At 73.6% G+C, this 20,092-nt stretch carries 14 protein-coding genes and 1 tRNA gene; 7 read left to right on the top strand and 8 right to left on the bottom strand.

The annotated features are described in order from the left end of the window. Positions 1–54 precede the first annotated feature (54 nt). Complete coding sequence (locus tag ACWGH0_RS17795; protein WP_453405081.1) at positions 55–2,133, top strand: MFS transporter; 2,079 nt, start codon at positions 55–57, stop codon at positions 2,131–2,133. Between the two features lie 66 nt (positions 2,134–2,199). Here ACWGH0_RS17795 and ACWGH0_RS17790 read toward each other — a convergent pair whose 3' ends face one another. Genes ACWGH0_RS17790 through ACWGH0_RS17770 form a run of 5 tightly spaced genes read right to left on the bottom strand, consistent with a single transcriptional unit; the run spans position 2,200 to position 10,451 of the window. Further along, complete coding sequence (locus tag ACWGH0_RS17790) at positions 2,200–3,483, bottom strand: extracellular solute-binding protein (protein WP_453405080.1); 1,284 nt, start codon at positions 3,481–3,483, stop codon at positions 2,200–2,202. Continuing rightward, entirely contained in the window at positions 3,480–4,520 is a 1,041-nt protein-coding gene (locus ACWGH0_RS17785) for a hypothetical protein (RefSeq protein ID WP_453405079.1), read from the bottom strand. The genes ACWGH0_RS17790 and ACWGH0_RS17785 overlap by 4 nt, the downstream gene beginning before the upstream one ends. Further along, positions 4,517–6,130, bottom strand: a complete 1,614-nt coding sequence (locus tag ACWGH0_RS17780; RefSeq protein ID WP_453405078.1) for a VWA domain-containing protein — start codon at positions 6,128–6,130, stop codon at positions 4,517–4,519. The genes ACWGH0_RS17785 and ACWGH0_RS17780 overlap by 4 nt, the downstream gene beginning before the upstream one ends. Next, positions 6,037–8,403: a tetratricopeptide repeat protein gene (locus ACWGH0_RS17775; protein WP_453405077.1), complete on the bottom strand. Its 2,367-nt coding sequence runs from the start codon at positions 8,401–8,403 to the stop codon at positions 6,037–6,039. Before ACWGH0_RS17775 ends, ACWGH0_RS17780 begins: the two co-directional genes overlap by 94 nt. Beyond that, positions 8,400–10,451 (bottom strand): trypsin-like peptidase domain-containing protein, encoded by a 2,052-nt coding sequence (locus ACWGH0_RS17770; RefSeq protein WP_453405076.1) that lies wholly within the window; start codon positions 10,449–10,451, stop codon positions 8,400–8,402. Before ACWGH0_RS17770 ends, ACWGH0_RS17775 begins: the two co-directional genes overlap by 4 nt. A 66-nt stretch (positions 10,452–10,517) precedes the next feature. Here ACWGH0_RS17770 and ACWGH0_RS17765 point away from each other — a divergent pair, with 66 nt between their 5' ends. Together ACWGH0_RS17765 and ACWGH0_RS17760 are read left to right on the top strand one after the other, a co-directional pair. Next, entirely contained in the window at positions 10,518–10,838 is a 321-nt protein-coding gene (locus tag ACWGH0_RS17765) for a trypco2 family protein (RefSeq protein WP_453405075.1), read from the top strand. Positions 10,839–11,137: 299 nt separating this feature from the next. After that, positions 11,138–12,121, top strand: coding sequence for an adhesin (locus ACWGH0_RS17760; RefSeq protein ID WP_453405074.1), 984 nt, complete (start codon positions 11,138–11,140; stop codon positions 12,119–12,121). A 149-nt stretch (positions 12,122–12,270) separates the two neighbouring features. Here ACWGH0_RS17760 and ACWGH0_RS17755 read toward each other — a convergent pair whose 3' ends face one another. Then, positions 12,271–13,047, bottom strand: coding sequence for a calcium-binding protein (locus ACWGH0_RS17755; protein WP_453405073.1), 777 nt, complete (start codon positions 13,045–13,047; stop codon positions 12,271–12,273). A 223-nt stretch (positions 13,048–13,270) separates the two neighbouring features. Between ACWGH0_RS17755 and ACWGH0_RS17750 the strand changes: the two genes are divergently transcribed. Further along, positions 13,271–13,675 (top strand): hypothetical protein, encoded by a 405-nt coding sequence (locus tag ACWGH0_RS17750; protein WP_453405072.1) that lies wholly within the window; start codon positions 13,271–13,273, stop codon positions 13,673–13,675. Between the two features lie 308 nt (positions 13,676–13,983). On the opposite strand, the gene ACWGH0_RS17745 is transcribed toward ACWGH0_RS17750, so the two are convergent. Then, a tRNA-Arg gene (locus ACWGH0_RS17745) sits at positions 13,984–14,059 on the bottom strand. 269 nt (positions 14,060–14,328) lie between these two features. On the opposite strand from ACWGH0_RS17745, the gene ACWGH0_RS17740 reads away from it, so the two are divergent. Next, positions 14,329–16,020 carry a class I adenylate-forming enzyme family protein gene (locus ACWGH0_RS17740; RefSeq protein WP_453405071.1) on the top strand — a complete coding sequence of 564 codons (1,692 nt, stop codon included), beginning with the start codon at positions 14,329–14,331 and terminating at the stop codon, positions 16,018–16,020. Between the two features lie 80 nt (positions 16,021–16,100). Here ACWGH0_RS17740 and ACWGH0_RS17735 read toward each other — a convergent pair whose 3' ends face one another. Next, positions 16,101–17,408: a M6 family metalloprotease domain-containing protein gene (locus ACWGH0_RS17735; RefSeq protein WP_453405070.1), complete on the bottom strand. Its 1,308-nt coding sequence runs from the start codon at positions 17,406–17,408 to the stop codon at positions 16,101–16,103. Between the two features lie 247 nt (positions 17,409–17,655). Here ACWGH0_RS17735 and ACWGH0_RS17730 point away from each other — a divergent pair, with 247 nt between their 5' ends. After that, positions 17,656–18,312 (top strand): TetR/AcrR family transcriptional regulator, encoded by a 657-nt coding sequence (locus ACWGH0_RS17730; protein WP_453405069.1) that lies wholly within the window; start codon positions 17,656–17,658, stop codon positions 18,310–18,312. Positions 18,313–18,388: 76 nt separating this feature from the next. After that, positions 18,389–19,909 carry an MFS transporter gene (locus ACWGH0_RS17725; protein ID WP_453405068.1) on the top strand — a complete coding sequence of 507 codons (1,521 nt, stop codon included), beginning with the start codon at positions 18,389–18,391 and terminating at the stop codon, positions 19,907–19,909. Positions 19,910–20,092: the final 183 nt, after the last annotated feature.

Raw genomic sequence — 20,092 nt, 5'->3', positions numbered from 1 at the left:
GTCCTCCTGCGTGCCGGGGGGTGCTGGTACCCGGGGGAGACGGGGAGAGCCGCAATGACCACCGCTGAGCCGATGCGCGCCGAGGGCGGGGACGGGGACGACGCCGGCCGCAAGGGCGGCACCGGGATACGGGACGGCGGCATACGGCCGCGCACGGGGGCGACTGCCGAGGGGGCCGCCGGGGTGACTCCCGGGTCGGCTTCGGGCACGGCTGCCGGATCGGGTTCGGGGACGGCCGCCGGGTCGGGTTCGGGGACGGCTGCCGGGTCGGCTTCGGACCGGAGTCCCGAGCCGGGTGCGCGTCGGGCCGGGCAGGGCGCCGAGCCGGGCCCGCGGCACGCCGAGCGGGCCGCGCACGCCGCCCGGGACACGCCCGTACCGCCCCGCGATGCGACCGGCGGCGGCGGTCCCGCCGGACCGGACGGCGGCCGGACGGGCGGCTTCCTGCGGCACCCCGTCGCCGTCGCCACCGCCCTCGCCGCGGTGGTCCACGTCGTGTGGTTCTTCTGCTTCGCGAACAGCGGCGGCGACCTCGCCGCGCAGGACGCCTGGGCCGAGTTCGTCGGCCGCCACCCCGACTCCGCGTACAACCTCGCCTGGTACGGCGGCATGCACCCGGTGTCGTACAGCGTGGTCTCGCCGTACCTGATGTCCGTCCTAGGCGTCCGTACGACGATGATGATCGTCGGTACCGTGTCCGCCGCCCTGACCGCGTTGATCCTGGTCCGCGTCAAGGCGGTCCGCACCCCCCTGTGGTGCGCGCTCGCCGGCGTCTTCGCCTTCTTCTGCAACGCGTTGTCGGGCCGCGTCACCTTCGGTCTCGGCATGATGTTCGCGCTGGGCGCGGTCGCGGCGGTGTTCTGCTGGCCGCGCCGCTGGGCCGCCAACCGGTGGGCGAAGGCGGCCGTCGCCGCGCCGCTCGCGGGGCTCGCCACCGCGAGCAGCCCCGTCGCGGGCCTCTTCCTCGGTGTCGTGGCCGCCGCGCTGTTCCTCAACAAGCGCCGCCCGGGGGCCTACGCGCTCGGCCTGGCGCCCGTCCTCGTCGTCGCGCTGTCGTCCTGGCTCTTCCCGTTCTCCGGCACTCAGCCCATGTCGGTCGGGACGGCGTCGCTGCCGTTCCTGTTCGGCGTCCTGGTGGCCGTGCTCGTGCCGGAGGACTGGAAGACGGTCCGTACGGGAGCCGCCGTCTACGCCGTCGGGGTGCTGCTGACCTGGCTGATCGACTCCCAGATCGGCAGCAACGTGTCGCGTCTCGCGATGGTGTTCGCCGGTGTCGTGCTGCTGGCCGCGCTGCCGTTCACCGCGCCGCGCACGGTCAAGTGGTACGCCGTCCTGGTCGCCCTCGCCGGTTTCCACGTCTGGATCGGCTACAAGAGCGTCGACGACGTCGTCCGCACCGCGCCGACCGCGTCCTGGGCACGTGAACTGGCCCCCCTGGTCAACCAGTTGCAGAACGCCGGCGCGGAGAAGGGCCGGGTCGAGGTGGTGCCGGCCAGCAGCCACCGGGAGGCGTCGGCGCTCGCTCCGTACGTCAATCTCGCGCGCGGCTGGAACCGGCAGGCCGACATGGAGCGCAATCCGCTCTTCTACGACGACACGCTCGACCCCGACTCGTACCGCGAGTGGCTGGACCGCTGGGCCGTGCACTACGTCGTGCTGCCCAAGGGCGACCCGGACCGCTCGGGCGCCACGCAGGAGTACGAACTCGTACGCGCCGGGCAGCCGTACCTCGAACCGGTCTGGGCCGACGACAACTGGCAGCTCTTCCGGGTCGACGACCCGACGCCGCTGGCCGACCCGCCCGCGACGGTGGACCGGGCGGGCGCGGGCGAGCTGACGATCCGGGTGAAGAGCGCGGGCCGGGTCCTGATCCGGATCCCGTACTCGCCGTGGCTGGGTCTTGTCGACGCCGAGGGCGAGCGCGTCGAACCGCCGGAGGAGACGCCGGAATCGAAGCTGCGGGGGCAGACCCCCCGCGAGTTCACCAACCCGAACGGCTGCCTGTTGAAGGCGGACGAGGACGCGGCCGGTGACGAGTGGACGCAACTGCTCGCGCCGCGGGCCGGGGTGTACCGGCTGGCCGCGCCCTACGGCCTCACCCGGGGGACGGCGTGCCCCGAGGAGCTGCGCTGAGGGACACGCCCGGGGAGTGACCGCCCAGGCCGCCGGGGCCGCGGTCACTCCCCGGGCCGGCGCCGCCTAGGGAGTCACCGCCCCGGCCGTCGGGGCCGCGCAGACCGACGGCACGCGGGGCGTGCCGAGTTCGAGGTGCCGCTTCCGTTCGTCCTCCAGCTGCTTCAGCAGGCCCGTGAGCAGTTTGTCGTCGGCCGGGGCCGCGAGGAACTCCAGCACCGCCCGGTAGAAGGCGCCCCGCACCCCTGGCGGCATGACGTCGGACGCGTCGGCGCACAGCCGTCTCGCGCCCGTCAGGGTCGCGTTCACCGCCCGGTTCGACCAGCCCTCGCCGTACGAGCCGACGGAGACGGGGAAGAACGGCCGGCTGCCCTCGGGCACCGCCCGCGCCCAGGTGGCCCGCGCCTGGTCACCGGTGAGGTAGGTGATCAGGGCCCGCGCCCCGGCCGTGTCGTCGAACAGCGCCGCCATGTCGCCCGCGACCTCGTACGCGCCCCGCGCGTTGCGCAGCCCGGGGACGGCCCGTGAGGTCGGGACGTACGCGATGTCCTCGTCGTACAGCCGCCGGACGAAGCTGCCCTGGTGCTCGCGGCGGCACCCGTCGCCGGAGCGGCGCAGCAGCCCCCTGCCGTCCGGGCCGTTGAAGTCGTTGGCGAGGGCGGCGTCCACCTGGCGTCTGTCGCCGCCCGGGGCCATCAGCCGGCCCCAGGTCTCCCAGGCGTCGCGGACCTTGCGGCTGGTCCAGGCCAGTTCGCCGGTCGCCCACAGCTCGTACACCTCCGGGCCGTGCTTCTGGAGCAGGATGTCTTCGATCCAGTCGCTGCCGGGCCACCCCGTCGTCGCACCGGACCCCATGCCGACGCACCAGTCGCCCTTGCCTGCCGTGCGGCCCGGGTAGTGCCAGACCACGCTCTTCAGGTCCACCTTGACGGGGGTCCAGTAGGCGTTCTTGCGGCCGTTCACGGTGAGTTCGGGGGCCCACGGTTCCGGGGAACGCTGGCGGACGTTCTCGGGAAGCGGCACGAGCACACCCTGGTGCGCGTACTCGGTGAGCTCGCCCAGGCTGTTCAGTACGGCGATGTCCGGCGGCGATCCGGCCTCCACCTGGGCGAGCAGCGTCTCGCGCAGCGACGTCGTGCCCTGGTAGTCGTACGCGATCCCGTGCTTCTTCGTGAACCGGTCGAGTACCTTCTCGAAGCTCGCCTGCTCGTCACCGGTCCAGGGTCCGAGGACGCTCACGACCTGCGGCGGTTCCTGCGCGCACGCGGCGGACGACAGGGCGAGCCCGGCGAGGAGGCTCAGGGAGAGCAGGAGGCGCGACGCACGGCGGCGGGGGCGGGGACGTCTCACGTGCGGCCTCCTGCGGGGCTCCGGGGAACGGCGTACTCGGCGAGCAGCGACTGGAGCGTCCACAGGACGACCCCCGCCATCAGTGCGGTGCCGAGCGGGACGAACACCGTGAGCCCGGCCCAGCCTTCCGTGTTCGCCTCCCGTACGGCCTTCTCGATGCCCGCGTCGGCGTCCGCGACGGCCCCCGCCCGGGCGCCGAGGGTGCCGTCCGCCGTCAGTGGGGCGACCGCCCGCTGCATCCCCGTCTGGCCCGTGTGCGCCTGCCAGGTCCCGAACGCGAGCACGGGGACGGCCGCCAGCAGGAGCGTCACCGCCGCCAGCGGCACACTCAGCCGCAGCCGGAAGCGCCGCCGCAGGAACACCTGCACGCCCACCAGGCGCACACCGAGCAGCGCGCAGGCCGTGAGCGCCACCGGCCACGCCAGCAGCGGCGCGGCGCCCCAGTCCTCCTGGTGGCCGAGCGCGGCGGTCTGCCGGGACTGGAGCGCGCTGATCCGGGCCAGGATGCCGGTCTCGCCCTCGTGCATCATCCGCCGCGCGTACGCGAGGTTCGCGCCGCTCAGCTTCGGCTCGTGCGACTGGGTCCACGCGCCGTCGATGCGCAGGGCGTAGCTGTCGACGAGCCCGGACACGATGCGCAGGGTCTGGCGGTCCTCGCGGCCCAGGGAGCCGGTGGCGGCGGCCCGGGCGAGGCTGCTCTTCGCCTCGGCCACCTGGGTCCGGTACTCCTCGCCGCGCGGTAGGATGTCCGGCCACCCGTGGTGGTCCGCCCGGTACTCCAGGTGCTCGTGGGCCGTCGTGTGGGCCTGGCGCAGAAAGGCGTGCGCCCTGGCCAGCTCGACGACGGCGGGGCCGGTGCGCTCGCGGATCGCCACGGAGTCGCGGTGCACCGCGTCGTACGCGCCGAAGAGCGCCGCACCGCCGACGGCGGTCAGCGCGAGGAGCCAGGTGAGCTGGCGGCGCACGTAGCCGACGGTGGAGACGCCGTCGGCCCCGGTGGCCGAGCGCCAGAACGCGCGCGGCCGGTACGCCCTCACGCGTCACCGTCCCGGGGCTCGCGCGGCGCCTGGGGGCGCCGGGGCAGCATCGTGCTGTGGGCGCGCAGCACCATCGCCGAGTTGATGTCGAGCGGCCGGATGTCGGGGCGTATCTCGACCTCGCCGCCGGCCGCGTCGATGATCCGCACGACGTCGCCGAGCCGTTGCAGCATGGGCTCGTTGCCCATGGCGTGGGCCCGGCGCACGGCCTCGCCCCAGGCGGCGCGGGCCCCCTGCGCGTCGCCCGCGCGCAGGGCGGCGCGGCCCGCTTCCAGGCCGCGGACGAGAGCGTCGTGATGGGCGTAGTGCGCCACCTTGGCGTCGTAGGCGCTGTAGAGGTCGCGACGGCGCGTCCAGTGGACCAGCACGGGCCGCGCCGGGGGGAGCAGCGGCGCGCCCTGCCGGGGTGTGGAACCCTCCTGCACTTCCTCGTGCGGTACGGCCTGTGCGGAACCCTCCCGCACGGCCCCGGTCGGTACGGCCTCTTCGGGTGCGGCTCCGTTCTGCCCTCCCTCGTGGGGTGCGTCGGGTGCGTCCTCCTCCGGTGCGTCCTCTTCCGGCGCGTCCTCTTCCGGCACCCGCACGATCTTCACGTCGGCCAGCCACAGGTCCCGGTCGACCGGGTCCCGCGGCGCACGGGAGGCGGCCACGCACACCAGGTACTCCCGGGTCTCGCTGCCCCACGGAGGCGTGCGGAACTCCACGCACCGGTCGTCGACCGCCAGGCCCTCCGGCAGCAGGTCCCGGCGGGTGGGGTGGACCTGCCGCACGGTGAGCGGGGCGCTGCCCGCGCGGTGCGTGAGGCGCAGCCGCAGGCCGGTGACCGAGCGGGCGGTGGACTCGGCCGTGACACTGCGGAACCGGCCGGGCAGCGCGTCGAGGTCGCGTACGGCGTCGGCCCTGCCGTCGAGACGCCCGGCCACCAGGTGCAGCTCGTCCGGGTCCCAGTCCTCCCCGACGCCGATGGCGTCGCAGGTGAAAAGACCGGAGCAGGCGGCCAGTTCGGCGGCCAGGGCGTCCGGCCGCTCGTGCTCGTTGCGGCCGTCGCTGAGTAGCAGCGCGTGCCGGACGGCGGGCCCCGGGCGGCGCCCGAACAGGGCGCGGGCCAGGGCCAGCCAGCTGCCGATGGCCGTGCCGCCGCTCGGAGCCAGGCGTTCCACGGCGTCCTGGGCCTCCTTGCGGGTGGTGACGTCGGCCCGTACGGGGGCGGCGGACGCGAGGGGGCCGGCCGGGTAGACCAGCTCCGCCGTGTGGCGTCCGGCGACGACGGCGAAGTACGTGCCGTCGGGCAGCGCGCGTATCGCCTCGGCCGCCGCCTCCTGGGCGGCCCACAGCTTCTCGCGCGGATGGCCCATGGAGGCGGAGCAGTCGAGGAGCAGGACCTCGGCCCGTGCGGGGGGCGCGGGGGCCGGCTCCCCCTCCCCGGCCGTGGGCAGGGCCACCGTCACGGTCACCACGGCGCACATGCGCGTCCCGCCCTCCTCGCCGCGTTCGGCGGAGACGTAGGGCTGCTGGCTCACTTCGAGGGTGACGACTCCCGCCGAAGGGGCGCCCGGGCCGCCTTCCCCGCCTCCCGCGTCGTCGCCGCCCTCTGTGCCGTGCTGAGCCATGGGTGCTCCTTGTGTGTCCAGCGCAGTGGCCGTACGCCGTTGGCCAGGTCCAGCAGCGCGTGCGCGCGTACGTCGCCGGCCTGCTGGGCCAGGCCCCGGTACGCCTCCTCGAGGCGTCTGCGCAGCCTGTTCTCGGTGAGTCCGCCGTCCTGGACGCGCTCGCGCAGTTCGGCCAGCCGAGGCTGTACGCCCCCCGGGTCGTCCGGCGCCCCCAGGACCCAGTCGAGTACGACCTCCGTGATGTGCGTCTCCAGCCGCAGCGTCGCGTGCCGGTCCGTCAGCCCCTCCTCGCGCAGCCGGGTGACCCGGGCGAGCGCGGCGGCGAGGGACGCCAGGGGCGGCGGCGATCCGTCCGGCGGCCGCCGGCCCGCCAGGATCCGCACGATCGCCGTACGCGCGGCCGTGCGGTGCCGCGAGTCCTTGGGCACGCGCTCCAGGATGTCCAGGGCCTTCTCCCTCTCCTGCCGGGCGAGATGGATGCGCGCGAGGCCGAACGCGGCGCTGCCGAGGGAGTGGTTGCGGAGCCAGACCGCCTCGTAGTAGTCCCTGGCGCGGTCCGGCCGGCCGAGCCGTTCGTGGCAGTACCCCAGGGCGAGCTTCGGGGCGTACTCGCCGGGCAGCGAGTCGTAGACGAGGTCGAACCGCCTGCGGGCCTCGGCCATCCGGTCGTCGCACAGGTGCCGCAGTCCGGCGTGCCAGTGCAGCCGCCAGTCGTGCGGGGCCATCCGGCCGACGAGAGCGGCGGCCAGGCGGAGCTCGCGGCGCGCCTCGGCCCGGTGGCGGGGCCGGTCGGTGGACGTGCGGCGGGCCAGGCCGAGGTGGAGGCGGCAGCGCAGGAGGTGCAGCTCCGGCGACGGCGTCCAGTCCGCCAGCAGTTCCAGCAGGCCCGGGGCGTCGTGCGAGATGCGGGCGAGGGACGCCGCCTGCGGGTCGTCGGGGTCGGTCCTGGGCACGGGCAGGCCCGCCGCGACCTCGTCGGGGGACGGCCGCGCGGCGGTGAGGGGGAGGCGGTGGGTGCCGTAGGCCCAGGCGTCGAGCGCGGGCGCCTCACCGAGCCCGCCGTCGAGCGCGGCGGACGCCGGTTCGAACAGGCGGGAGGGCTCGAAGGTTTCCGTACCGAGGCGCAGGGAGCGCAACTCCCGTATGACTCCGCGCAGCTGGAGCGACATCTCGGCGGCCGTGGCGAACCGTTTGCGGGGCTTCTCCTCGGTGGCGCGGGCCAGCGCGCGGCGCAGCGACTCGGCGCCGAGGCCGGGGGCGGGGTGGTGCGCCGCCTCGGTGAGCTCGCGCAGGGTCACGCCGACGCTGTAGAGGTCGGACTGCGGGTGGGCCCCGCTGCCGTCCTCCGCCACCTCGGGGGCCCGGTAGGGATCGGTGTACGGGCCGGGCGCGTCGAAGTCCCGTACCCCGCCCACGTCGATGATCTTGATTCCGTCGTCGCAGTGCATGACGTTGTCCGGCTTCATGTCGCCGTACACCTTGCGCTTGTGCGTGTGCAGGTAGTCGAGTGCGTCGAGGATGCGGATCCCGTAACTCACGATGAACTCGTGCACGCGGTCGCCGTCGAACGGCGTCTCGTCACGTGCGATCCGCTCCGCGATCTGGTGCAGCGGCATCCCGGCGGCGAACTCCATCACGATGTAGTCGGTGCCGGTGGGGCGGTGCGTCGCGTAGTTGATGACGCGGATGACGTCCTTGTGGTTGAGGTCGGTGAGGTGCCGCCGCTCGCGCAGCGCGACTTCGCGGGCCATCGAACTGTGCGGGTTGCGCAGGCCCTTGAGCGCGACGGGCCGGCGGTAGAGCTGGGTGTCCTCGGCGAGGTAGACCCACCCGAGGCCGCCGTGGGCGATGGGCCCGACGACCCGGTACTGGTCGGCGAGTACGTCGTCGGCGGTCAGCTGGGGCTTGAGCGAGTACGGCGTACCGCAGGTGCAGCGCCCCTCCGTCGTCACGAAGCCGATCAGTTCCGTGCAGTTCGGGTTGCCGCACCGCATGACGTGGGACGGGGGCCGGTCCTCGGCGGACTCCACGAGGAGGGCGGGGTCGGGGACCTGGACGAGCGGCAGATCCATCAGGTGCTCGCCGCCGCCGGAGAGCACGAACCGGGCGGCGGAACGGGCCGAGCGCCGCACCGCCCGGGCCTCCGCCGCCGCCGTCGTCGCCCTCTGTTGTGCGGCGGCTTCCGTCTCGCCGTCGACCGGCAGGCCGGTGAGGTCGCAGAAGCCGGTCTCGGTGACGTGGCCGGTGCATCCGGGGTGCGGACAGGGCCTCATCGGTCGCCTTCTGCCGCGGCGTCTGTGGCGTATGTAGCGTTCGTGACGTCTGTGGCGCTTGTGAGGGGCGTGGCGGCTGTGGCCGCCGCGTCCGTCGTCGCCGCCGCCGCTTCCCCAGCCTCCGGCGCCGGGTGTGGCATCGCGTGTCCCGGCGCCTGGTGCGGCGCGCTCGCCGTGCGGGCGGCGAGGGCGTCTCGGGCCTCTCGTACGAACCGGTCGACCGCCGCCTCCGCCACCTCAAGCTCGCACGGACCGTCGGTCAGCAGCCGCTGCGCCTCCTGATGGGCGGCGGCCGCCGTCTCGGCCAGGCCGTGGGCGGCCAGGCGCGCCAAGTGGCCGTCGAGGAGGCCGCGCAGGTCTTGGTGGCGGGCGAGCTGCCAGGCCAGCCTGCGGTGCGCGGTCTCCGCCTCCAGCAGGGCGCCCTCCGCGTTCCGCTCGACGTACGACAGCTTGGCGAGGAAGCCTGTCGTGCCCTGCCGCGGGTCGGCTTCGAGGCGGGCCGCCTTGAGCTCCAGGTCGGGCGCGTACCGGCGCACGACGGGGAGGGGCGTGACACAGGTCGCGGCCCGCCGCCGTAACTCCCGTGCGGACTCCTCCGTGTCGGCGAGCGTACGGACGCGTCCCCCGATGCGGTCCAGCCAGCGCCGGGCGCGGTCCGGTTCGAGGAGGAGTTCGTACGTACGGTGCAGGGCGGGGGACTCGAACCGCCCGAAGACGAGCAGCAGCCGCCCGCCGCGCCGCACCAGTTTGTGCAGCAGTTCGACGGTCTCCACCGGCTGGAGGGCGTCGTCCACACCGCGGGCCACCGTGGTCAGCGGCAGGGCGTCGGCCGCGATGCGTTCGGGAAGCGGCAGGAGGCCGGGGCCGTCGAGCGCCATGACCTCGGCTATCTCCTCGGCGATCCGCGCCGGGGACTTGCCGCGCGCGTCGACGGCGAGATCCAGGCTGCCTGCGCGGGGCGCGGTGGCGCTGCGGCCGGGTCCTGCGACGGCGACGGAGGTGCGGGGGGACTGCTCGCGGTCGGCGAGGGTGAGGGTGGTGCGCAGGGCGAGGGCGGCGTCCCGGTCCTCCTCCCGTACGAAGGTGATCTCCACGTCGGCCATGTCGTCCTCGCCCGCCAGCCAGCGGGTGAGCCAGCGTGCGAAGCCCCGGCGGGCGAGAGAGGGGCCGGCGCCGTCGCTGCCGGGAGGGCGGATCGCGGCGGAGGCGGGGCCGGTGGCGTCCGTGGGGCCCGGGTGGCCGGCGGGTGCGCCGGCCGGGGCGGTGGCCGGCGCCGCCGGTGCGGCCGTGAGGACGTCCGGGTCGCCGTCGAGGAGGTCAGGAACGGCGGCCAGCGTGGCGGGGTCGACGGAAAGGGTCGCCGGAACCGGGCGGCGGCCGCTCACGAAGCGCTCCCGTACGAGGTCGAGATGCTTGACGATCGTGCCGGTCGGGATCATGTATCCGTGCCGGTGGCGCGCGCCCTCGCGCTCGGAGTCGAGCTTGCTGACGACGATGCCGATGACGTGCCCGGTCGTGTTGTCGACGACTCCGGCGCCGCTGAACCGCCGCATGACGGTGTCGGCCTCCGTCACCGGATCGATCTGCACCCACTCGTCGCCTGGCCCGCCCGGCCCCTTGATGAGCGCCTCGGCCCATTTCCCGCCGCTGAGGCGGGAGGGGTAACCGGCGAAATGGACCCGACGGTTCCAGATGGTCGGCAGGCGGCGGAGCGTGGCGTGCGTGGTCACGGGCGGCGGCCCGGAGAGCTGGAGCAGGGCGAGGTCGCCGCTGTGGTCGGCAGCGCGCGGAACCCAGTGGTCCGGTACGACGTGGGCGCGCAGACCGGCGGGAGCACCGCCACCGGACCCGGGGAACTCGACGGTCACGGCCGGCTGGTGCTCGTTCGTACCGGCGATTTTGATGACGTGGGCGCAGGTCAGGACCAGTCCGTCCCCGAGCAGCACACCGGCGCCGAGCACCGCCCCCCGCGGGCCGGGCAGGCGCAGCCGTACTCGCCAAGTCTCTTGATCAGTACGGAAGTTGTTGTCCTCCAGTGACGCCCCCATGCTGTACCAGCATAGTCGCGGGGGGTGACAATGGGGCCTTCGCGGCAGTGGGGGGATGTGAGGGAAATGAGCGCCGAAGGCGAGATGCCGAGTGCGGAACTCGCGGATGTGATCAGCCAGGTGCGGGCCGACCTTGAGGAGGCCCAGCGGCGGGGGGCGGCCAGCGGGCTGCGCTTCCGGGTGGAGAAGGTGAGCCTGGAGTTCGCCGTACAGGTCCGCCGGGAGACAGGCGGCAAGGGCGGCCTGCGCATCGGGGTGGTCACGGCGGAGGCGGGCAGGACGACGTCGAGCGACACCACCCACCGCATCCAGGTGGAGCTGCAACCCCGGGGCCGGGACGGCGACGGCCCGGTGGACGTGGGCGGTCCGGAGGACTCGGAGGACTAGGCGGACGCCCGTAGGACCAGGGCGGGCGCGGACGCGGAGATGGGGGCGGAGGCGGGTGCGGACGAGGAGGCGGGCGCGGATACGGACCGAACCGCTCCGGGGAGTCGGACTCCTTCCGTGCCCATGAGCGTTCGATCGTGCGCACCCCCTGTCTCACGGCGGCGGGCTCGTGCATAGTGGTCCCCTTCAACTGCGGGGGCCACTGGCCGACCGGTCAGGCTCGTCCCAGGCTCAGTTCGAGCCCTGGTCGGGCCGATCCGCTCGGGCCGGTCCACTAGCTCGGGTGCGAGAAGGTCTTCATGGTGTGCGTACGGTGCGGTGACGGGCGCAGAGGTGCGCTGCCGGGCATGGCCTGTCCGGTGTGCGGGACCGTCGCGGGCGACGGCCGGGTGGCCGGCGGATCGTGGGTCGCCCGCGAGACGCTGGCGGGCCGCCTGTCCACCCTCTCCCGGCCGAGGAAGGCGCTGCTGGCCACGGCGGTCGTGCTCGCCGTGGCGGTGCTCGTCACGTCGGCCACCCTGCTGGCCGACCCGGACGGCGACAGCGGTGGCGGTACGGGCGGCCCCGCCGCCAACGCCGACGACCTGGCCCGCGGCGTACCGACCCGGATCGGCCCGACCGGCCCGCTCGACCCCACGGCCGCTTCGACGGCGAGACCGTCGTCGAGCGCGAGCGCGAGCGCGAGCCGCAGCCCCGGGCCGGCCCGGACCACCCCGCGCCCGCCGTCGAAGAAGCCGAAGGCCCCGGACCGCCCGCCGCCGGCCCGTCACCCGGCCTACTCGGCGTGGGCCGGACCGGGGTGCTCCTCCGGCCACTACGAGGAGTTCGGCCGGTTCGAGAACGGCGACGCGGGCTGGTACACGGTCGGGTCCGGCGGTTACGACGGCGCCTCCTGCGACGGGCGCTTCACCGCCGTCCCCATGTCGGGCGCCCCGGACCGCGACCGCGGCAACACCGCGACCTGGTCGTGGCAGGTGGGCTCCGGCTTCGAGGAGTGCGCGCTGTCCGTCTACGTACCTCGGGGCCACCGCGACACGGACGTGGCCGGCCACCCCACGTTCTACCGGCTGCTCGCCGACCCCGACGACGAGGACTCGTCGTACGCCGCCTTCGCCGTACGCCAGACCGCCCACCGGGGCAGCCTGGTGTCCGTCGGCAGCTACGAGGTCAAGGGCGACCGCTTCGCCGTCCAACTCCTCGACCGGGGACGCGACTGGGGCGACGAGGAGCTTGTGGGTGCCCACCACGCGGCAGCGCAGATGCGACTGACGTGCCGGGGGTGACGGCGGGGTCCCACGGGCCGGGCGTGACGGCGGCGCCGGCCGGTCACCGCGCGGCAGTCCGGTTGGGACCGACCTGCCGCGCGGTGACCGCCTGAGCCCGTAGCCCAGTTGGCGGTGCTTGTTGATTGCTCGTTGGGTGGCGGTGCTCGTTACAGCACGTCGACGTAGTCGCCGGCGGCAGAGACGGCCGGGGTGGTCGTCGTACCGGCGAAGTTCCAGCGCCAGTAGCCGTCCGCCGAGGCGGTGACGGTGGTCGTCAAAGAGCCGGTGCTGGAGGTGTTGACCGTCTTGACGGTGGTGTACGTGCTGGTGCCCGCCTTGCGGAACTGGAGCTTGACCGGCTGGGCGGTGTAACCGGCGTACGCGCCGGTGTCCCAGTTCGCCCGAGTGAGCTTGCCGGTCACGGTGAGCGTCTTGCCGCTGGCGACCGGCTCGGGGCTCGCGTTGACGGTCAGTTTGGAGTGTCGCTGGAGGCGGGTGGTCGTGTAGGCGTCCCTGACGGCCCGGCTGTCGTCCTCGGCCCACGCCTCGACGCCGACCTTCCACGTGCCGGCGTCGGCGTTGGTGAGCCACCAGTCCGGCTCGAACGTGAAGGTCTTGGAGCAGGTGGCGGTGGTGGCGCTCGCGGCGACGCAGTCGGCGGTGGTGGTGTCCTGGTCGGGCGTGACGTAACCGTCGGGGTTGTCGGGATCGGTGCCGCGCCACAGGTGGAAGTCGGCGTCCCAGATGCCCGAGGGGTCGGTGGCGGTCAGCGAGGCGGTGACGGTGGTGTCGGCGAGGCCGACCACGATGTTCTTGCCGCCGTTGACGGCGACGCCGGTGATCTGGATGTCACCGACGGTCTCGTCGGCGTACGCCGCGGGGACGGTGAGGCCGCCGAGTGCGGCGGCGGCGGTGAGCACAGCGAAGACTGCGCGCTTGCGCATGAATCTCCCCAGAGTATGAAGACACACCCGCCGGACGATCAACACGGCGAGCGACGGAGCCGCCCACTGTAGACACTTGTTCGATGTGTCACAACGTCAGGGTGGCGGCTACGAAAGCACCGACCGGAGGCCGGCCTGCCGGTGCGCCGGTGTGCGACGTACTCGGTCGAAGATGAGTACGTGCGCGCTGGTCGGGGACGAGGCGGGCCGGAAGGCTTGGGGCATGAGCCAAGGACCCCTGAAATCCGTGCACCAGCTGTTGTCGATCCTCGTACTGGCGGCCGTGTCGTCGGCGCTGTGGGCTGCCTGGCTGGGCTGGGACCAGCAGCGTGACGTGCACCCCGACGGCTCGTCGACCGGCCCGTACGAGGCGTGGCAGGTGATCGGGCTGGTGCTGACTCTGGCGGTGCCGGTCGTCTGGGCGGCGTCCCGGAACTACATCGCGGCCGCTGTGCTCGGTGCCACGGCAGGTCTGACGGCCGCCGTCTACTACGACTGGTCGGACGACGCCAGCGGCCTCTTCGTGATCGGCGTGGGCATGGTCATGGTGGGCACCCTCCTCGTGACCACGGTCGCCAGTGCCGTCATCGTTTCGGTGCAACGAAGCGGACGACGGGTCGCAGCCTGACGGCAGGACGCGGCAATGCCGTTCCTGTACGCCCGAGTTGATGCCGCCGCCAGACGCCCAAGGCCCGAACCGCCACCGGTCCGGGCCTTGTCGCTGTTGCTCAACTACTTCGTCGCTCCCCGACACGGTCCGCAGCTGCACTGTGCGCCGCCGGCGTTCGCTGACGACTCAGCCGCATCACGAGTGGAGAAAACACACGAGAGGGCCACCACTCGGCATGACGCGAGGGAGGCCCGGACGGCCCACCGTTGCTGTCAAAGAACTGATACCAAAGGCCCCGGACCATGATCGGTCCGGGGCCTTTGCGCTGGTGCCCCCGGCAGGATTCGAACCTGCGACACCCGCTTTAGGAGAGCGGTGCTCTATCCCCTGAGCTACGGAGGCGATCTTGTGGCACCCGTGGGGGCCGGTCCACAGGGTACCGGATGGGTGCTCGTGCGGGTGCAGCATTCGGGGCCGGGAAGATCGCCGGGTGCCGGGGACGGGTGCCCGTCCGCCGCCGGTGGGACCCGCCCGCCGGTGGGCCGTGCTCGGTCGCGACCGGGCCGGGACGGGTCTCCGGCAGGAAAGGTGGCCTATGCATCGACCTTGACGGGGGGCGGTGGTGCGCATAGCGTCCTGGGGGCTGCGCAACCGCTTGGAGAGGTCCGTCCGTGCCGAACAACGATCCGCTGCGCGCCGCCGAAGCCGCGCTGACCGCCCCCGGGGCGCCCTTCGAAGTCGTACGCGGCGAGGACGGCGGTCCGCTGTACGCCCGCGGGCCCCGGACGCTCCGGGAGTTCGTCGAGGCGACCTGGGCGTACGGGGATCAGCCGTTCCTGGTCGCGGAGAGCGGTACGTACACCTACGGCGAGTTCTTCGCGGCGGCCTGCGCGCTGGCCCGGCGGTTCGCCGGCGAGTACGGGCTCGTGCCCGGTGACCGGGCCGTCATCGCCATGCGCAACCACCCCGAGTGGCAAGTGGCTTTCTGGGCCGCCCAGTTGGCCGGGCTCGTCGCCGTGCCGATCAACGCCTGGTGGACCGCGCCGGAGTTCGCCTACGCGCTCGACGACTGCGCGCCCGCCGTCCTGCTCGTCGACGGCGAGCGGCTGCCCCGCGTGCGGCCGTGGCTCGCGGGCCGCGAGGAGCGGCCCCGTGTCGTGGTGTTCCACGGCGACGCGGGGGAGTGGGGCGAGGTCTACGAGGGGATCCGGGGGGCCGATCCGCTCCTCGGGCCGCCCGATGTCGACGTACGCCCGGAGGACGACGCCACGATCATCTACACCTCGGGCACCACCGGCCGGCCGAAGGGCGCCGTCGCCACCCACCTCGCGCAGACCGGGGCCGCCACGCACCCCCGCTTCCACGCCGCCCTGTCCGCGCTCGGGCGCGGGCGGATCCCGGGGCAGGGGCCCGCCCCGGTGTCCCTCATGACGTTCCCGTTCTTCCACGTCGCCGCCTTCACCGCCCTGTACTCCGTCATGGCGGCCGGCGGGTCCCTCGTCCTCATGCGCAAGTGGGACGCCGTACGGGCGCTGGAGCTGATCCGCGAGCACCGCGTCACGCACTACGCGGGCGTGCCGACCACCGCCCTCCAGCTGCTGGACGCCGCCGAGGCCGCCGGGGACGGCCTGGAGAGCCTCGACATGCTCAACACCGGCGGGGCCGCCGCGCCCGCCGGTCTCGTGGGACGCCTCACGGCCCGTTACGGCGAGCGCGTCGAGCCGCGGAACGGCTACGGGCTCACGGAGACCTGCGGCGGCGTGACGGCCCAGTTCGGCGCGTCCTACCGCGCGGATCCCGGCAGCGTCGGCCGCCCCGCACCGGGCACCGACGTACGCATCGCCGGGCCGCACGGGGAGCCGCTGTCGGAGGGCGAGGTCGGTGAGCTGTGGCTGCGCGGGCAGTCGCTCTTCCGCGGGTACTGGAACGACCCCGAAGCCACCGCACTGGCCTTCGCGGACGGCGGGTGGTTCCGGACCGGCGACCTCGCGACCGTGCGGGACGGGCGCGTCGGAATCGTCGACCGGATCAAGGACATGGTCGTGCGCGGCGGCGAGAACGTGTACTGCGTCGAGGTCGAGAGCGTGCTGTACGACCACCCCGACGTGCTCGACGCGGCCGTGCTCGGCGTCCCGCACCCCGTCCTCGGCGAGGAGGTCGCCGCCGTGGTGCGGCTGCGGCCCGGGGCCTCGGCCGGTGCGGAGGAGTTGCGGGCCCACGTCGGAGGGCACCTCGCCGCGTTCAAGGTGCCCGCCCATGTGCTCGTACGGGACGAACCGCTGCCGCGCAACGCCACCGGGAAGGTCCTCAAGCGCGAGCTGCGGGCCGCCGCCGTCGCCGGCCTGTCCACCGGCGGCGGGTGAGCCGTCGGCGCCCGCGTGACCCGGGCCCCTGTCGAGGGTCAGCGCCCCGAGCCCGAGCCCCAGCCCGCGACTGCCAGTGGTCAGCGCCGGGTGACCCGGACCCGGAAGTCGCCGCGTTCGTCGCGTTCCGTTACCGAGATCCGGATTCCGTGCTGCCGGTCCCGGAACGTCTCGCCCTCCTCGAACGGCGCGTCCGAGAGCTCCGCGTGCACATTGGGCTGCCGCGTGCAGCCCCCGCTGTCGCGCTCGCTGTCCGCGACGGTCACCGGGCCGTTGCCCGTGTCCACGTCGGCGTCGACCCGGTAGATCAGGACGCCCGGCTTGCAGACGGCGTCGTCGTTGCCCGCCCGGGTGCGCACCTCGACGGCGTACCCCGTCCGTTCGGTCAGCGGTACGAACACCAGCTTCGCCCGGTCGTCGGCGTCGCGGGCGGCGAGCGGCGCGAGGAGGTGCTCGGTGGTGCCGCGCGCGGACGCGCAGCGGACCTGCTCGCCGTCGAGCCAGCCCAGCTTCCACTTGTGCCAGCCCAGCAGGTCGTTGTTGGCCCCCCAGTCCTCGGACATGATGTCCCAGTGCCCGACCGCCCCGCCGCCGTCCACGGTGTAGAGGTCCGGGAGCCCGAAGACATGGCCGTTCTCGTGCGGCAGCACCCGGAAGCCCGTCTCGCCGTACGAACCGGACCCGTCGTCCTGGCGGCTGTAGACGAACGAGGTGTTGGAGAGCGGGACGCCGTCGGCGCGCGGCGCGTCGTCGTGGCCGGAGAAGGTGACGGACAGGACGGTCTCCAGGGCCGAGGGCCCGGCGTTGGGCGTGACGAGGATGTTGACCAGGTCGTACGCGCGGAAGTCCACCCGGTCGTCGGTCTCCGCGATGATGTCCTGGACGAGGTTGCGGTAACCGGGTTCGTACGGTGAGCCCCGGTCTATCCCGTACGCGGCGAAGGGCAGCGGCATCCGCACCCAGTCGGTGAACGGCGTGACGGGCCGGTAGCGCAGTCGCCCGTACGAGCTCGTCTCGAACCAGCGCGTCGTCTGCGGGAAGAACTCCTCGAACCGGTCGCGGGCCGGGCCCTTCCCCGGCGCGTCCGCGAAGTCGATCATCAGGGTGAGGGCGCGTACGTCCCCCGTGGAGCGGGCGAATCCGGGCGGTGTCGGCAGTCCCTCCGACATCTGGACGCCCATGGCGCCCCCGATCCGGCACGGCTTCAGGGCGGCTTCGTCGGCCACCGACACGGCCTGGTCGGCGGCGGACACCGGGCCCGCCGACGCGTTCGAACCACTGCCCAGCGGGGAGACGGCGGAGGTCAGGGAGGTGAGGGCGAGGCCGGTGAGGGCGGCGACGCTGACGAGGTGGCGGGGCTTGCGTATCCGGGGGCGGGTCTGCTGCATAGATTCGCCTTCGGGTCCGCGGCAGCCGGCCGTCCCTGACTGCTCTGGTTCGATCACCCTCCGCCGGGGGCCGTCCGGGCGCGCGCCGGGTGGCCCGATCGTGCGAATTTCCGCGCTCGGCTGTGATCCGGCTCACATGTGCCGTTTCGGGAAATAACCGGGGACGCTCTCCCCGTTTGCACGTGTGTCCGCCGAAGCGGGGATTCGATCCCCGCTTCGGACCCGGTTACGTACGAGAGGAAGCGCCGTGGCCACCGTCACCCGCACCGAGACCGCTCAGCGCCGAGCCCCGCGACCGCGGGCCGACGCCCTGCGCAACCGGGAGCGGATCGTCACGGCCGCGCGCGAGATGTTCGTCGAGTTCGGCCCGGACGTGCCGCTCGACGAGATCGCCCGCCGCGCCGGCGTCGGCAACGCGACGCTGTACCGGCACTTCCCCGACCGCGAGGACCTGATCCACCACGTGGTCGTCTCCGTCATGTCCCGCACCACCGACCAGGCCGACGCGGCCACCGCCGAGGAGGCCGACCCGTTCGACGCGCTGCGCCGCTTCGTCCACGCGGCCGCCGACGAACGCATCGGGGCGCTGTGCCCGATGCTCTCCGGCGGCTTCGACAAGGAGCACCCGGAACTGCACGCCGCGCGCGACCGCCTCGAAGAGGCCGTCGACAGCCTCATGGCGCGCGCACGGCGGGCCGGCCGACTGCGCGACGACGTGGCCGTCGGCGACCTCCTGGTCGGCCTCTCCCAGCTCACCCGGCCGCTGCCGGGCAGCGCCTGCATGCACTTCGACCAGTTCGTACACCGGCACCTGCAACTCTTCCTCGACGGCCTGGAGGCACCGGCGCGTTCCGTCCTCCCCGGCTCACCCGCGACCTTGGAGGGCCTGCGCCGGGAGTCGTGACTCCCACCCGTCCCTGCCGCTGCACCCCTTACTTACGTACCTTTCAAGCTTTTCGCACCCCTAGGTGGACACCTCCATGCCAAAAACAGCCGACACCCTCCTTCCCGACCCGAACCGCTGGAAAGCGCTGGTCTTCATCGCCCTCGCCCAGCTGATGGTGGTCCTCGACGCGACGATCGTGAACATCGCGCTGCCGTCGGCCCAGCACGACCTGGGCATATCCGACGCCAACCGGCAGTGGGTCATCACCGCTTACGCCCTGGCCTTCGGCGGACTGCTGCTCTTCGGCGGCCGGATCGCCGACCTGTGGGGCCGCAAGCGCACCTTCACCGTCGGCCTGCTGGGCTTCGCCGCGGCCTCCGCGCTCGGCGGCGCCGCGACCAACGAGGCGATGATGCTCGGCTCGCGCGCCCTCCAGGGCGCCTTCGGCGCGCTCCTCGCGCCGGCCGCGCTGTCGCTGCTCGCGGTGACGTTCACCGACGTGAAGGAGCGGGCCAAGGCGTTCGGCATCTTCGGCGCGATCGCGGGCGGCGGTGGCGCGGTCGGCCTGATCCTGGGCGGTGTCCTCACCGAGTACCTGGACTGGCGCTGGACCTTCTTCGTCAACATCCCCTTCGCCGTCGTGGCCGCGGCGGGCGCCTACTTCGTGATCCGCGAGCCGGCCGGCGGCCGCAACCGCTCGCCGCTCGACATCCCCGGCGTCGTGCTGTCCACGCTGGGTCTGGTCGCGCTGGTGTACGGCTTCACGCGCGCCGAGACCGACGGCTGGGCGGCGGGCGCCACGATCGGCCTGTTCATCGCCTCCGCCGTGCTGCTCGCCGCGTTCGTGGCCGTCGAGTCCAAGGTGAAGTCGCCGCTGCTGCCGCTGCGCGTCCTGCTGGAGCGCAACCGCGGCGGTGTCTACGCCTCGCTCGGCCTCGCCGTCATCGCGATGTTCGGCCTCTTCCTCTTCCTCACCTACTACCTCCAGATCGTGAAGGGCTACTCGCCCGTCATGACCGGCTTCGCCTTCCTGCCGATGATCGCGGGCATGATCACGGGCTCGACCCAGATCGGCGCCCGCCTGATGACGCGGGTGGCGCCCCGCTACCTGATGGGCCCCGGCTTCCTGGTCGCGGCGCTCGGCATGCTGCTGCTGACGCAGCTGGAGATCGGTTCGTCGTACGCCGGGCTCATCCTGCCCGCGCAGGTGCTGCTGGGTCTGGGTATGGGCACGGCCTTCATGCCGGCCATGTCGCTGGCGACGCACGGCATCGAGCCGCGCGACGCGGGCGTGGCCTCCGCCATGGTCAACACCTCGCAGCAGGTCGGCGGTGCGATCGGCACGGCGCTGCTGAACACCATCGCGGCCAGCGCCACCACGGCGTACGTCGCCTCCCACGCCGCCGGCGCCACCGACGCGCGGCTGCTCCAGGCACAGGCGATGGTGCACGGCTACGCGAGTGCCATCTGGTGGGCGGTCGGCATCCTGGCCGTCTCCGCGACGATCGCGCTGACGCTGATCAACACCGGCCGGCCGAGTGCGACCACGGTCGCCGCCGGGGGCGCGGACACCGGCGCGGAGGACGAGCTGAAGATTCCCGTCGTGGCGCACTGAACCGACGGGTGCGCTGCACCCTCGTGATCCGTCGTGCCCCGTCGTCGTGGCGCGCCGACCGTCGTGACCCGTCCGGCGCGCGGCGGGGGGGCGCGCCGCCCGCGCCCGACGGGCCGCCCACCCCGGCCAGCCCCTGGGGCCCCCCCCCCGGCCCCGGGCGCGGCCGCCCCCGGGGCACCCGGG

The sequence above is a fragment of the Streptomyces sp. NPDC054887 genome (genome assembly GCF_053610585.1).
Note: the sequence above shows the minus strand (reverse complement) of the source record. Positions and strands in the feature narration are given on the sequence as shown.